15 protein-coding genes are annotated in these 13789 nt (G+C 41.1%); 5 read left to right on the forward strand and 10 right to left on the reverse strand.

Features of this window, described 5'->3' with window-relative positions:
- Positions 1–40 precede the first annotated feature (40 nt).
- The 3 genes from essB to MHI58_RS15525 all read right to left on the reverse strand — a co-directional run bounded on the left by essB (position 41) and on the right by MHI58_RS15525 (position 1997).
- Positions 41–1354, reverse strand: coding sequence for a type VII secretion protein EssB (gene essB, locus MHI58_RS15515; RefSeq protein WP_045034547.1), 1314 nt, complete (start codon positions 1352–1354; stop codon positions 41–43).
- Positions 1355–1368: 14 nt separating this feature from the next.
- Positions 1369–1608, reverse strand: a complete 240-nt coding sequence (locus MHI58_RS15520; RefSeq protein WP_008345897.1) for an EsaB/YukD family protein — start codon at positions 1606–1608, stop codon at positions 1369–1371.
- 95 nt (positions 1609–1703) lie between these two features.
- Positions 1704–1997, reverse strand: a complete 294-nt coding sequence (locus MHI58_RS15525) for a WXG100 family type VII secretion target (protein ID WP_003213769.1) — start codon at positions 1995–1997, stop codon at positions 1704–1706.
- A gap of 407 nt (positions 1998–2404) precedes the next feature.
- On the opposite strand from MHI58_RS15525, the gene MHI58_RS15530 reads away from it, so the two are divergent.
- The 3 genes from MHI58_RS15530 (at position 2405) to MHI58_RS15540 (ending at position 5594) form a co-directional block, all read left to right on the forward strand.
- Positions 2405–3634, forward strand: coding sequence for a CdaR family transcriptional regulator (locus tag MHI58_RS15530; RefSeq protein WP_007500450.1), 1230 nt, complete (start codon positions 2405–2407; stop codon positions 3632–3634).
- A 110-nt stretch (positions 3635–3744) separates the two neighbouring features.
- Entirely contained in the window at positions 3745–4881 is a 1137-nt protein-coding gene (gene ald, locus MHI58_RS15535) for an alanine dehydrogenase (protein ID WP_008345903.1), read from the forward strand.
- Positions 4882–4997: 116 nt separating this feature from the next.
- Positions 4998–5594 (forward strand): biotin transporter BioY, encoded by a 597-nt coding sequence (locus tag MHI58_RS15540; RefSeq protein WP_045034548.1) that lies wholly within the window; start codon positions 4998–5000, stop codon positions 5592–5594.
- Positions 5595–5641: 47 nt separating this feature from the next.
- Here MHI58_RS15540 and MHI58_RS15545 read toward each other — a convergent pair whose 3' ends face one another.
- Both MHI58_RS15545 and MHI58_RS15550 read right to left on the reverse strand, forming a co-directional pair.
- On the reverse strand, positions 5642–6970 hold the full coding sequence (locus tag MHI58_RS15545) for a Na+/H+ antiporter family protein (RefSeq protein WP_045034549.1): 1329 nt from the start codon (positions 6968–6970) through the stop codon (positions 5642–5644).
- Positions 6971–7109: 139 nt separating this feature from the next.
- On the reverse strand, positions 7110–8600 hold the full coding sequence (locus tag MHI58_RS15550) for a leucyl aminopeptidase (RefSeq protein ID WP_041507711.1): 1491 nt from the start codon (positions 8598–8600) through the stop codon (positions 7110–7112).
- Positions 8601–8926: 326 nt separating this feature from the next.
- On the opposite strand from MHI58_RS15550, the gene MHI58_RS15555 reads away from it, so the two are divergent.
- Positions 8927–9403 (forward strand): divergent PAP2 family protein, encoded by a 477-nt coding sequence (locus MHI58_RS15555; protein WP_024719744.1) that lies wholly within the window; start codon positions 8927–8929, stop codon positions 9401–9403.
- 40 nt (positions 9404–9443) lie between these two features.
- Here the strand turns inward: MHI58_RS15555 and MHI58_RS15560 are convergent, their stop codons facing one another.
- From MHI58_RS15560 to MHI58_RS15575, 4 genes are all read right to left on the reverse strand, one after another.
- Positions 9444–10088, reverse strand: a complete 645-nt coding sequence (locus tag MHI58_RS15560; RefSeq protein WP_041507712.1) for a 3D domain-containing protein — start codon at positions 10086–10088, stop codon at positions 9444–9446.
- A gap of 98 nt (positions 10089–10186) precedes the next feature.
- Positions 10187–10507: a YuiB family protein gene (locus MHI58_RS15565; protein WP_003212933.1), complete on the reverse strand. Its 321-nt coding sequence runs from the start codon at positions 10505–10507 to the stop codon at positions 10187–10189.
- A gap of 81 nt (positions 10508–10588) precedes the next feature.
- Complete coding sequence (locus MHI58_RS15570) at positions 10589–10714, reverse strand: YuiA family protein (protein ID WP_008346797.1); 126 nt, start codon at positions 10712–10714, stop codon at positions 10589–10591.
- A 135-nt stretch (positions 10715–10849) separates the two neighbouring features.
- Entirely contained in the window at positions 10850–12067 is a 1218-nt protein-coding gene (locus MHI58_RS15575) for an NAD(P)/FAD-dependent oxidoreductase (protein WP_160758061.1), read from the reverse strand.
- Between the two features lie 390 nt (positions 12068–12457).
- On the opposite strand from MHI58_RS15575, the gene yumC reads away from it, so the two are divergent.
- The gene (yumC, locus tag MHI58_RS15580; RefSeq protein ID WP_039181175.1) at positions 12458–13456 is read left to right on the forward strand and encodes a ferredoxin--NADP reductase 2; all 999 of its coding nucleotides are present in this window, start codon (positions 12458–12460) and stop codon (positions 13454–13456) included.
- A 46-nt stretch (positions 13457–13502) separates the two neighbouring features.
- Here yumC and MHI58_RS15585 read toward each other — a convergent pair whose 3' ends face one another.
- A complete protein-coding gene (locus MHI58_RS15585) occupies positions 13503–13709 on the reverse strand; it encodes a hypothetical protein (RefSeq protein WP_008346803.1) in 207 nt (68 codons plus the stop codon).
- Between the last annotated feature and the right edge of the window lie 80 nt (positions 13710–13789).

The raw sequence follows: 13789 nt of genomic DNA on the forward strand, positions 1-13789 counted from the left end.
CCTCATCGGACAGCACCAACTGTCAGTTGTATCGAAAGAATTATTTTTTCTCATCTTTTTTCGTCTGAGAGGTTTTCTTTTTTGCATCAGATTCTTTCTCTTTTTTCTCCTGATCGGCTTTTGACTGCTCTTTTTGTTCAGCTGTTTCATCTGTTTGGCTTGCATCTGAGGAGTCATTGGTGCTCGTCTCCGTTGTTTCTTTTTCTTCATACTTCGCCATTTCCTTAATGATTGGATCTAGCTGTTTTTGTTTTTCTTCAGCAGATAGGCTGTCGTCATTTTGAATTTCATTGCGGTAGGCGACGAGTGCTGTGAATATGTATCGGTCGTCCCCGAGCACCCTTGCAATATCCAGAGCTTCCTTGCTATTGCCTTGTCCAATATGAATCCAGAACAGGAAGTATTGCGGGTCTGTCTGCAATGTGTACGTATCCGTGATTTCTTTTTTGTGCTGGTCAAGCAATAGATTTCCTTGATTCGTTTGCACATACGAAATGGCCAGTTCATATTGAAGAGAGACTGGCATTTGATCGGCTTTGTATTTTTCGAGCGTATCCACCACTTGGCTGTACTGTTTGTTGAGATAATATTTGTTCGCTTCCACATACGCTTCTTGTTTCGGCATGGCGAAAAAGAACGTGTAAATGGTATACACCAATGCAGGAATCAAAAGAACAAGGAGACCAAGTCCAATGTATCGCTCGATCTTCCATTTCTTTTTTGGAATGGTTAACAGCGTCTTTTCTTTTGCTTCGATGGCTTCTATTTTTTGTTGAATCAAAGCAGACAATTCTTCCAGTGACTGTGTATCACTTATTTCCTTTGCCTGCTCAGATAATTTCAACGTATCATGATAAGCCAAATATTCTTGAAACTGATATTCATGGTCCACCACTCGAAGAATGACGGCTTTGACCTCTTTTAACAGACGATGTTGGTCGGTTTCATATGGCGGGATGCTTTCTTTGACCCCGTAATGCAAAAATGCAGGCGCTAAGCCTTGATGAAAAACAATGTTTTCAGGAGAAACAATAGGATGCAGCCGCTTCACGTCGTGTTTGCACACTGCATCGACAAGCTGGTATGAAAAAATCCATTTGCTTTTTTCATCCTTTGCATGGATGAAACGAAATTCCTGATAGGCAGGAGGCGGTTGAATCGAAATGATGACCTCACCTTCGGTTAATTGGATCTCTTTTTTAAATGAAGGATTGATGTCTTTAATCGGTGCCGCTTCTAAACCGTCTAAGAGTTTAATTGTCTCTCTTTGAAAAATGAAGGTGTAAGTGCCTTCCTCTTTTTTCATGACTGCTTCTAATTGTTCTTCTAAATAGGAACTCTTTTTATCTGCCATTTACAAAAGTCCTTTCATAGTATTTCCAGCCTGTCTCCTGTGGTGATTCCACAGTCTGACAGCTTATATTCGCCTGAAAACACAGCTTTCTTATTGACTACACGCACCCATCCGCCATCACGTTTAGGGAGTGAGATTTGTTTTGCCTGCCAGGCGATATGGATGACTTGTTTAATATGTAAATAATTTGATAGTCTCAAATCAAACACACTGCCATCATAGTTTTTTAAGTCGATGGTAATATCGATATACACAAATTTCCACCTCACAAAATAGAAAGAGCGCCGGCATCAACTGACAGACTCGGCGCTTTTTCTGCTTTTCACACTTAGAAAGGAAATCCCTTTGATTAGCCGCGGATTTGGCTAGCGATGTCTTGGTCAGTGCTTTCAAGTGTATTTGCAGTTTGATCAAGCTGATTGCTGACATCTGTTAATAGATCAGACATTTTGATGAATGAAGGTTTAAGCTGTTCGTATTGATCAGCGAATGCTTCACTAGAAGCACCTTCCCACATTCCTTTTAGGTCAGAGATCATTCTATTTAGACGATCAACTTGGTTTAACACTTCTTGACTTTCAACACCATATTGCTTAGCGGTCGCTCTTAGTTCTTCTGGGGTTACGCGAATAATTCCTGACATATTCCTCATTACCTCCCGTGCATAGCCGCCATATAATGGGCTAATCCACTTATTTTTTGACGTTATTATTATAAAAACAGAAATGATACACAGTCAAACAAATCTGTTTTTATTTTACAAAATGAGTCTATGGAATTACTGTTTTTTCGCTCTTTATCTAGTATTTAACATTTTTTTGGTCATATATTCTTAATAAAAGGGCGTGCACTTCGATGAATCTTTCCGCCTATTGATTTTTTACTACATTATTATTGTACTATTTCTTTTTGTGATCAACGCATGACCAATGTGCTCATTTCTCAAGCTTTTTGTTTTTTTAATGATTATGGCATTTTTTTATTGATTTACGTACCTGATTCTCTTCATAATGTAAGTACGTGAAATATTCGAAAAAGCAGGGGTTTTTTATGACAAAAAAGACAGATCCATTTAAGTATAGCCTTGATCGTTTAGAGGATGTGGCAGACCAAATAAGTGATGTGCTCAATTGCCCTATTACTATAGAAGATACTCATCATCGATTATTAGCCTATAGCACACATAATGATTTCACTGATCCCGCCAGAACTTCAACCATTATCTCCCGCCGTGTACCGGAAAAAGTCATTAATCGGCTTTGGAAAGACGGTATCATTCCTACACTCCTTAAAACAGATGAACCGCTTCGCGTACCTCAAATTGCAGAAGTCGGTCTATCCAGCAGGGTTGCCATTTCCATATGGAAAGACAAAGAGGTGCTCGGCTTTATCTGGGCAATTGAATCCACGCAGCCTTTTTCAGATGAAGAAATGGACCTTCTCAAGATGGCAGCACATGCCGTGAAAAACAAATTACTCAATTTACAAATTCGAAAAACGAAAACAGAAGAACGCAATCAGGAGCTATTTTGGAAGATGCTCACAGGACATATTCATGAAAAGGATGAGATGCTTGATCTCTTCTTGAGACTTGGGATGAGGTGTCCAGACACGTATGCCATTATTATTTTTCGCCTTCGTGATGAACTCACAGAAGATACGGAAAAGAAGCTCTCCTATCTGCTTGAAACAACGCAGCAAGTGCAGGTGCTGTTAACGACTGTTGATTTTAACGAATTCATTATTCTTGTCTCGCCAAAAACAGAACATCCGCTTCAAGATATTAAACAATTCACAAGCGGCATGCTAAAGCAGTTGTCTGATCGGTATCAGCTCCATGACGTTCAAGCGGCCATTGGTGGAATTTACGATCACATTACTCATATTCAGCCATCCTATAAAGAAGCACTGGCCGTCTTAAAAACAAAAGAACGCTTTCCTGTGGAAACAGAACGTTTAAACAGCTTTTCTGAACTGGGTATTTATCAATACTTAGATGTGCTTGCAGAAAAAAGAAAGGGATCGTCTTATTCCAGTTACTCTTTATCAAAGCTTGAGGATTACGATCTCAGGCATCATTCCAACCTCGTCGAGACCCTTGAACGATTTATTGATTGTGACAGCAACGCCAATATCGCCGCAAAGCAGTTAAATATTCATATCAACACACTGAATTATAGACTGAAGCGGATTACGGACATTGCAGAAATTGATTTAAAAAACATGAATGAGAAAATGACCATTTATCTTGATATGAAGCTAAAAAACGTCCCTTTGTGAAATTTCACAAAGAGGCGTTTTTTAATTTTTTCATTCAACCGAAGAATTTTCTAAACTTTCAGGATACACTAGACATACAATATCAATAGATAAGCATAGGAGGAATTGATATGATCATCGGCATTCCGAAAGAGATTAAGAACAATGAAAACCGGGTCGCATTAACACCAGGAGCAGCATCTCAATTGCTTTCAGCTGGACACCAGATTTTAATTGAAACGAACGCTGGTTTTGGAAGCGGATTCACTGATGACGATTATGTATCTGTTGGTGCAGAGATTCTTGATCAAGCGAAAGATGTGTGGGCATCTTCTGATATGATTATGAAGGTAAAAGAACCATTACCAGAAGAATATTCATATTTCAGAGAAGGTCTGATCTTATTTACGTACTTGCACCTTGCAGCAGAACCCTCCTTGGCTGAAGCATTAAAACAAAAAGGTGTAACAGCCATTGCTTATGAAACGGTAACGGATGGAAAATCACTCCCTCTATTAACCCCAATGTCTGAAGTAGCAGGTAGAATGGCTGCTCAAATTGGTGCTCAATTTTTAGAAAAGCCAAAAGGCGGAAAAGGCATTTTGCTCGCCGGCGTGCCAGGGGTATCGAGAGGGAAAGTCACCATTATTGGTGGCGGTGTCGTTGGAACAAATGCAGCGAAAATGGCGATCGGACTTGGCGCAGATGTCACCCTTATTGATGTAAATGCGGAACGATTACGTCAGCTGGACGATCAGTTTGGTCATCAAATGAAAACGTTAATGTCTAATCCTGTTAACATTGCAGATTCAGTGAGCGAGGCAGACCTGCTCATTTGTGCGGTTCTCATCCCAGGTGCTAAAGCTCCAACCCTTGTCACAGAAGAAATGGTGAAACAAATGAAGCCTGGTTCTGTCATTGTCGATGTAGCCATTGACCAAGGCGGGATTGTGGAAACAATCGATCATATCACAACACATGATCAGCCTACTTATGAAAAGCACGGCATTTTACATTATGCTGTTGCCAATATGCCAGGAGCGGTTCCGAGAACATCGACCGTTGCTTTAACAAATGTCACGGTCCCATACGCACTGCAGATTGCAAATAAAGGCGCTGCAAAAGCGATCAAAGAAAACAAGGCGATTGCTGAAGGCGTCAATGTGATGAACGGACATATCACCTATGAAGCTGTCGCTCGTGATCTCGGCTATGATTATGTGCCTGTTAGTAAAGCCCTTGAAACCTCTTCCATGACCGAAGCTTAATATCTAACCCGCCCTTTTCAGGGGCGGGTTTTATTGTTAACCTAAAATAAAAATAAGTTGACAAAAGAACCTCTTCCCCTTAATCTATTTGTACAGATAAGACAGGGGGAAATATCATGCAAAAGAAGACAAGAACAGCTGACTTTGTGCTCGTCGGGATGTTTGCTGCACTCATGGCTATTGGAGCCAATATCACATCCATTGTGCCATTTTTACAGGTCGGCGGAATCCCACTTACGATGCAGCCGTTTTTTTGTGTGCTTGCTGGTCTTTTGCTGGGCAGACGACTTGGCGCATTGGCTATGATTGTCTATGCTCTTGTTGGGATCGCTGGTGCACCTGTATTCGCACAGTTCTCGGCGGGTCTCGGCGTTATTTTAGGAAAAAGCGGTGGCTTTGTGTTATCATACATTCCTGCTGCATGGCTTGCCGGATTCATTCTTGAAAAAAGACAAAACCCTGGTTTTAGCCGCTTTTTATTTGCAGCCATTGCAGGAACGACCGTGATGTATGTGATCGGGACAACTTATACGTACATCGCATTAAATGTATGGCTGAATGCACCAATCTCTTATCAAACCACATGGTTCTTCATGATTTGGTTTATGGTAAAAGACTACGCGCTGACCATCCTCCTTGCGATGCTGGCACCTAAAATTTATCGATCAGTTTCAAAAGCCACATCCTTTCGAAAAGAACAAACAGCTTCCTAATATCAGAAAAGGTTCCTTTACTCTATGAGTAAGGAACCTTTTTTCATTTATAGCATAATTGCCGCAAGCCAGCCGAACAAGACGAGCGGGATATTATAAAAGGCGAATGTTGGGACACATGTACCCCAAATGTGGTGATGCTGTCCATCCATATTCAGTCCAGATGTTGGTCCGAGTGTGCTGTCGCTTGCAGGTGAACCTGCATCTCCTACCGCCGCAGCTGAACCAATAATCGCAATAGTCGCCATCGGGCTGAATCCTAAGTGTAAACAAAGCGGGACAAAGATCGTCGTAATAATCGGAATCGTTGCAAATGATGAGCCAATGCCCATTGTCACTAGCAGACCCACCAATAGCATGAGAATAGCTGCTAAGCTTTGGTTGTTTCCGATTAATTGGGATGATGCCTTGACGAGAGATTCAATATCTCCTGTTTTTGTTAAAACATTGGCAAATCCAGCTGCAACAAGCATGACAAATCCAATAAATGCCATCATGTTCATGCCAGATGTAATCAGCGCATCTGCTTCGTCACGTTTCATCATTCCCGTTACAAACAAGACAAGCAAGCCTGCAAGCGCACCGAAGATCATCCCTTCGACTCCAAGGCTTTGAGAGAGATATAACTGAACAATAAGTGATACAAGGATCGCAAGCCCAGCAAAGAATAAGCTCTTTTTTGTATATGCTGATTTTTCTACATCCGTAATGTCACGATTTTCATATGCTTTTGGCTTACGGAATACAAAGAGTGAAACGATCAAGCCAAGAACCATGCCGCCTACAGGAATCAGCATCGCATACGGAATGTCTGCTAAATTCACTGTTAAACCTGCATCTTTCATGTTGTCACGAAGCATTCCGTGAAAAATCTGTCCAAAACCGACCGGAAGTAAAATATATGGTGCAGTAAGTCCGAAAGTCATCACACATGCTAGCAGTCTGCGGTCAATTTGAAGCTCGTTAAACACCTTTAATAATGGCGGGATTAAGACCGGAATAAAGGCAATATGAACAGGAACAACGTTTTGAGAAAAACAAGATACAATCAAAATGACCAGAATAATGAGCACTTTTGATAATGTTTTTCTTCTTGAATCGCCTTCTTTTCCAAGAAGCTTCACAGCTCCTTCGACCATGGCATCAGGAAGACCCGTTTTCGTCAGTGCGGCTGCGAATGCACCTAATAGTGCGTAACTAATCGCCACTGTCGCATTTCCGCCAAGACCGTCAGTGAACGCTTGAACTGTTCCCCCTAGACCTAATCCACCTGCAAGTCCGCCCGCTAAAGCGCCAAGTGCCAACGCAATCACGACATTGACCCGCAGCAAGCTTAATATCAACATTAAAACAACCGCTAAAACAACTGCATTCATGGTGAAACCTCCGAAATCCTTTAGTTTACTAATGTAGTAGATAATTAAAGTACCAACGTATGTTACCATAGAAAATTTACTTCGTCAAATGGCGTATGTCCTACATAAAAAGCTCTGCCAACTGGCAGAGCTTCTGTCTTTATTTCTTCGGTTCAAATCGTTCCACAAATGTTGCTAATGATCTGACCATCACACCTGTTGCTCCTGTTGGTCCAAAGCATGAAGGCTTTTCTGTCGTGGCTGTTCCTGCAATATCTAAGTGCACCCAAGGGGTGTCTTCAGCGAATTCTCCGATAAATGCACCTGCCATGATCGCATGGCCATCACGGCCTGGTGAGTTATTCAGATCAGCCATTTTGCTGTTTCTTACTCGTTTTTTATCTTTTTCGGTGATTGGCAGCTGCCAAATCATTTCCCCACATTCTTCTGATGCCTCTTTAAACTGGGCATACAGTTCATCGTTATTTGTCATCACGCCTGTTGTCTCATTCCCAAGTGCCACAATGACACCGCCTGTTAATGTCGCAACATCCACAAGCACAGAGGCACCATGCTGCTTCGCATAGGTCACACCATCTGCTAAAACAAGACGACCTTCTGCATCCGTGTTAAGCACTTCGATTGTTTTACCGCTTAGTGAGACAATGACGTCATCTGGCTTCATCGCATCTGCTGAGATCATATTATCGGTTGAGGCAATGACCGCAATGACATTTTGCTCTGGGCGCAGTTCTCCGATGATTTCCATTGCGCCTAAAACAGAGGCTGAGCCGCCCATATCTGTTTTCATCCCCACCATACTTGCTCTTGGCTTTAAGGAATACCCACCTGTATCATACGTAATCCCTTTACCGACAAGGCCGATGACGTCTGTCCATTCTTCCTTGCCTTGATATTTCAATACAATTAGCTTTGGTGGTTCTGTTGAGCCTCTATTAACGGCTAGAATACCGCCCATTCCGAGCTCTTCCATTTGTTCTTTATCTAAAATTTCAATCTCGAATTCATATTTATAAGCAAGCTCTGCCGCATAGGATGCAAGATCAGAGGACGTAAGCATGTTCGGCGGCATGTTCACAAGTGTACGAGCCGAATTGACCGATTGTCCGTAGACTTCGCCCACTTTCAAACTTGCCTGAATTTCGGCAGCATCATGATCCGTTGTTGCATAAACAAATTCGATAAAGCGATCCGGTTCATTCGTTTTATGTTTAAAATCTTGTAATTCATATGTAGCTAAAAGGCAGCTTTCAGAAAGGGCATGGGCTGCATCTTGAACAGGCAGATCCTTTCCTGTGAATGTATCAAGCAAAACCGAAACTGCTTGCTTTTTATCTTGATGAAGCTTTTTAAATAAATGCGCAAACACTTCCTTTGCCTCTTCAAACGTGTAATCTGACTCCTTCCCAAGCCCGACAAAATAAATGCGTTTAATGCCGGTTTCAGGGGATGGGAAAAATTTCGAAAGCTGATTTCGCTTGGACGAAATATCGCCTTCTTTTAATAATTCAGTGATTCTTCCTCCATGTAACTCATCCATTTCTTTTGCTTTTCCTGATAATTGGCTCTTTTGAAAAAGTCCGATGGCCAGTGTATCTTTATGTTGCAACTCATTTGTCGAGAAAAACATATTTATCACACGCTCCTTCAATGAACTCCATATTTCACATTGGAACTTCTATTATATCAAAATTTATGTGCTGATACGATCATTGCCAGCCTGTCTTCCCTTGAAGAACATTTATATTTTGGCACGCGGAAGGGCATCATGAAAAAGCGGCAGCGATCAATAGCAACCTGTCCATGGTCTCCTCGTTCCACATCTACTTTCTTTAATGTTATAATGAACATGGACTTGGCAACAGTTCTTACTGCCATCATTTTTTTATCTTACTAGGGTAAATACTTTATCATTTCGCACGTTATTTTTTCTTAAAGAGAGGATGTTTCTTGTTCATGAGCGTACTGACGAATTTTCCGCTGCTTGCCAGCCTTGCAGCCATCTTTTTTGCACAATTTGTAAAAGTACCGATTCAATTTATCATTTCTAGACGACTAGATTGGTCGCTCATTACAAGCACAGGCGGAATGCCAAGTTCACACTCCGCAGCAGTAACAGCACTCTCAACAGCAGTTGCTTTAGAGCACGGGCTAGGAACATCTATTTTTGCCATTTCCGCCATCTTTGCCATTATTACGATGTTTGATGCGACAGGTGTTCGCAGACAGGCGGGAGAACAGGCAACTGTCCTAAACAAACTGGTCACAGATTTTAACCGGTTTGTTGCCGAGGCAAAGAACTTCCCAAGTGCGGAAGAAAAAGAGAAGCAAAAGAAATTGAAAGAGCTTCTTGGGCATAAGCCGATTGAAGTTTTCTTCGGCGGCTTAACAGGAATCTTGCTCACACTCATCTTAGATTATTACTTCATGTAGAAACGAAAAAGCTTTGGACCTTTTGAGATCCAAAGCTTTTTTATTCTTTATTGGCTTGAAACTGCTGCCGGAACACTTGCATCGATTCCGCTTCATTCAACTGATTTAAGTCTTTTTCTGTCAGCGTCCCTTCACCCTTTTTAATCACATAAACGTCCAGCACTTTTTTACCCCATTCTCTATACACATCATCAACCGTTTCATAATATAAATCAAGCTTATGACCTTTAATCGCTTTCCCAGTATCTGCGACTACACCATAGCCATAATTGGGGATAAACAGGACAGTTCCTATCGGAAAGACAGATGGGTCCGCTGCCACGGTTGAATATAAATCACGTTTTACTTTGACGCCTGAATATGTAATGCCATATGCATGATGTTCTTTCGTCTTACCTGTTGATTCTACACCTGCTGTATAACCTGTGGCGACAACTTTTTGCTTCGGATAATCGTTCCAATTAAATGCTTCTTCGAGAGAAACAGCACGCAAATCGTCACTTTTCACCGCCATCGTCTGCTTTTTTGGATGCTTTAAAAAAGAAGATACGTGCTTACCGGCATCGGTCTCTTTCACCCATGCAGCTAAATCACTTGGTTCTACGCCAGATATGCCCGTAAAGCTTGTCATCAAGGCAAGCATAAACAGAACTGTCATGAACAATCGTTTCATCCATGTTTTCATTTCTATTTGTCACTCCTCTACCCATCTATTTGTTTCCAAACAAAATGGAAACTATGCAAAGGAGAAACAAAAAAACCCACTTGCGTATGACAAGTGAGTTAAAACATTTGATAGCCTCTTTTACGAAGGGCATTGATGACAAAACCTGAGGCAATGGCACCAATCAGACCACTTAATAAAATAATGATATCTGCCGCAGCAAGAGAAACGATGCGGTCTCCTATCCCGGAAAAAGCAATGCCTGGTTCTCTTACATAAGCAATCATCTTTTGATTATTGATAATGAAAAGGCATACAATTGGATATAAAATTGCCATAATCCATGACATTCTCAGCAGCATATTCAGCAAAAAGCCAATGCCGAAGAATAACACGAAAAATAAAATAACTGAAATGATAACGACTGGTAAACTGATCACTTCATCTCCACCCCCAAATATCCCATCATTAGTTTAACTTGGAAATAGAGATGAAGTCAATCAATGGAAAAAGCCGTAAGATTAATGCTTCTTTCCTGTCCCTTTACATTCCTCACATGTTTCTGATCCGCCGAGCAATAACTGAAAATACCCTTTTCCTGAACAATACTGACAAGTTGACTTTTTTTCTTTCGTTTGTGCATTCATATTGCTCACTCCTTAATCTAAATTTTCTGATAATTCATCATAACATATTTTTCTGTCCAGTACCAAGTGAGAAAATATTCCGTCAAACATTAAAAAACGTGTACCACAAGGATACACGTTTTTGTCTATATCGATTTAGAAGAACTTGAATTTTCCTTTTTTCAGAACAAGTCCTGGTCCGCCAACCATGAATAATGAACGGTTGTCGATGATTTTTTTCATTGCAGAAGCTTTTGTTCCTTGAAGTTTTTTACCAAACGCAACACCTACAGCGTCGTGTTCACCAAGAGAAGCAACTGTTCCTTTGATGTCTGGCTTAAAGCTTTCAAGCGTGCCACCTTTTACTAGTGCTGCAAGGTTTTTCGCTACTGTTTCACCTTGCTGCATCGCAATTTGTGCAGTAGGTGGGTATGGACGATTAATTTCTTCATTGATGATTAATGAGCAGTCACCGATGATGAATACATCTTCATTTTCTGGTACTCGAAGATCTGGAGACACTTTTACGCGGCCGCGCATGTTTTCAAATCCAGCTTCTTCAACGATTGGGTTACCACGTACACCAGCAGCCCAAACAACTGTTTCTGCTTTGATTTCTTCTGTATCATCGTCTTTTCCAACAATGATGCCTTCAGGCGTACATTCTTTGATCGCTGTACCGATTTTGAACTCAACACCTTTACCTTGAAGGTAGTTCATCGCATAGTCGATCAATTCAGGATCAAATCCTGGAAGAGCTGTTGGTGCAGCTTCTACACAGATAATACGCACGTCTTTTTGATCAATATCATACTCTTTGCAAAGCTCAGGTACACGGTTTCCAAGCTCACCAAGGAACTCAATACCTGTGAAGCCTGCACCGCCGACAACGATTGTCAGACGCTCTGGACGCTTTTCAGCTTCCGTATTATATGTCGCAAATTGAAGTTCAATGTGCTCACGAAGCTGACGAGCAGAGTTGATGTTAGAGATTGAGAATGCATATTCTTTCAGTCCTGCAATACCAAATGTTTCAGGAACAGCACCCAGCGCAACAACAAGGTAGTCATAAGAAAGTTCGCCATCTGATGTCACAACTTTCTTCTCTTCCTTATTAATGCTTTCAACTGTTGCTTGTACAAAGTTGACACGGGAACTGTTAATCACATCTTTGATTTGATAACGACAACGGTCATGATGAAGAGTACCTGCACTTGCTTCATGTAACCATGTTGTTTCGTAATGATAATTATGCTTGTTCACAAGAGTAATGTCCGCATCATTTGTGCCAAGCTGTTTTGTTAATCTTGTTACAGTCATTAATCCGCCATAACCTGCACCTAATACAACGATTTTCGGTTTATTCACTGGAATCACATCCACCTTTTTTAAATTTGCTGTAAAACGGATAAAGAATTACATATCGTTATTCTCAACCGCTTTGCGGCATTTTATGAAATTTAAACAAAAAAATAAGTATGTGAAAATCTGAACTTTCACCTACAAAAAACGAAAGCATTTGACCGTATCCGACAAAAATTCATAAAAAATTAATATTTAGTTCCCTTAACAATAATAGCGAGTTCTGCTCCTTTTTTCAAGGCTTTAAACTGAAAATCCTTAGGATAAACGGTCTTTCTCTCTTTTTTCCCCTTTTCACAGCATCGGCATCAAAAAACGACAAGTTTTTCAAAACAAGTCAAACGACGATATGTGGTATGATATGATATAGTGATAACAATTTTCATTTGGGAGGATTAAGGAATGCAAGAAGATTCTAAGGTATATGACATTACCGTTATCGGGGGCGGCCCAGTCGGATTGTTTACTGCGTTTTACGGAGGCATGAGACAGGCAAGTGTGAAAATCATTGAAAGCCTTCCTCAGCTCGGCGGTCAACTATCCGCTCTTTACCCTGAAAAATACATTTATGATGTGGCTGGTTTCCCAAAAATCCGCGCACAAGAATTAGTTGATAATTTAAAGGAACAAATGGATAAATTTGATCAAACCATTTGCTTAGAGCAAGCTGTGGAAACAGTTGAAAAACAAGCAGACGGTATCTTCAAACTCGTTACGAACCAAGAAGTTCATTATTCAAAAACGATCATCATTACAGCTGGTAACGGTGCATTCCAACCGAGAAAGCTTGAGCTAGATACAGCAGAATCATTTGAAGGAAGCAACCTGCATTACTTCATCAATGACTTGAATCAATTCGCTGGCAGACGTGTCGCTGTTCTTGGCGGCGGAGACTCTGCGGTCGACTGGGCACTGATGCTTGAGCCAATCGCAAAAGAAGTATCGATTATTCACCGTCGTGATAAATTCCGTGCACATGAGCACAGTGTAGAAAACTTGCACAACTCGAAAGTCAATGTGCTGACACCATTTGTGCCAACTGAGCTCATTGGGGAAGACCGCATTGAACAAATTGTGCTTGAAGAAGTGAAAGGCGATAAAAAGCAAGTACTAGATGTGGACGACGTGATCGTCAACTTCGGTTTTGTTTCCTCCCTTGGACCAATCAAACAATGGGGCCTTGAAATCGAAAAGAACTCTATCGTGGTCAAATCCACAATGGAAACCAATATCGAAGGCTTCTATGCGGCAGGAGACATCTGTACGTATGAAGGAAAAGTCAAATTAATCGCAAGCGGATTTGGTGAAGCACCAACTGCTGTGAACAACGCGAAAGCTTACATGGACCCGAAAGCTCGTGTACAGCCGCTTCATTCCACAAGCTTATTTGAAAATAAATAAGAACGGATCAAAAAAAGGAGTTCCATCTGCGGAACTCCTTTTATGTTTATTTAAAAATCCCAATATAGGCATTCGCCATTCCAAGTACCATTGCAGCGAGTAACACCACAACAATTCCTGCCACAACCAAAATCACCCGATCCTTCACACGTTCCTTTTTCGGAAGCGGCTTGTCTATCCCGCAAGATGGACATGTTTTTGAACGATACGGAATCAGTTCATGACAGTTCCTGCAATTGATTTGTTCACTCAAACCTCAGCAACCTCTTTTCTGATGACAGTTTATGTTTGGTTCTCATGATACTCTTTTCGAGTGGAAATAGCCAGTTGTGA

The organism is Bacillus sp. FSL K6-2869, assembly GCF_040869405.1.
Lineage (GTDB): Bacteria > Bacillota > Bacilli > Bacillales > Bacillaceae > Bacillus > Bacillus altitudinis.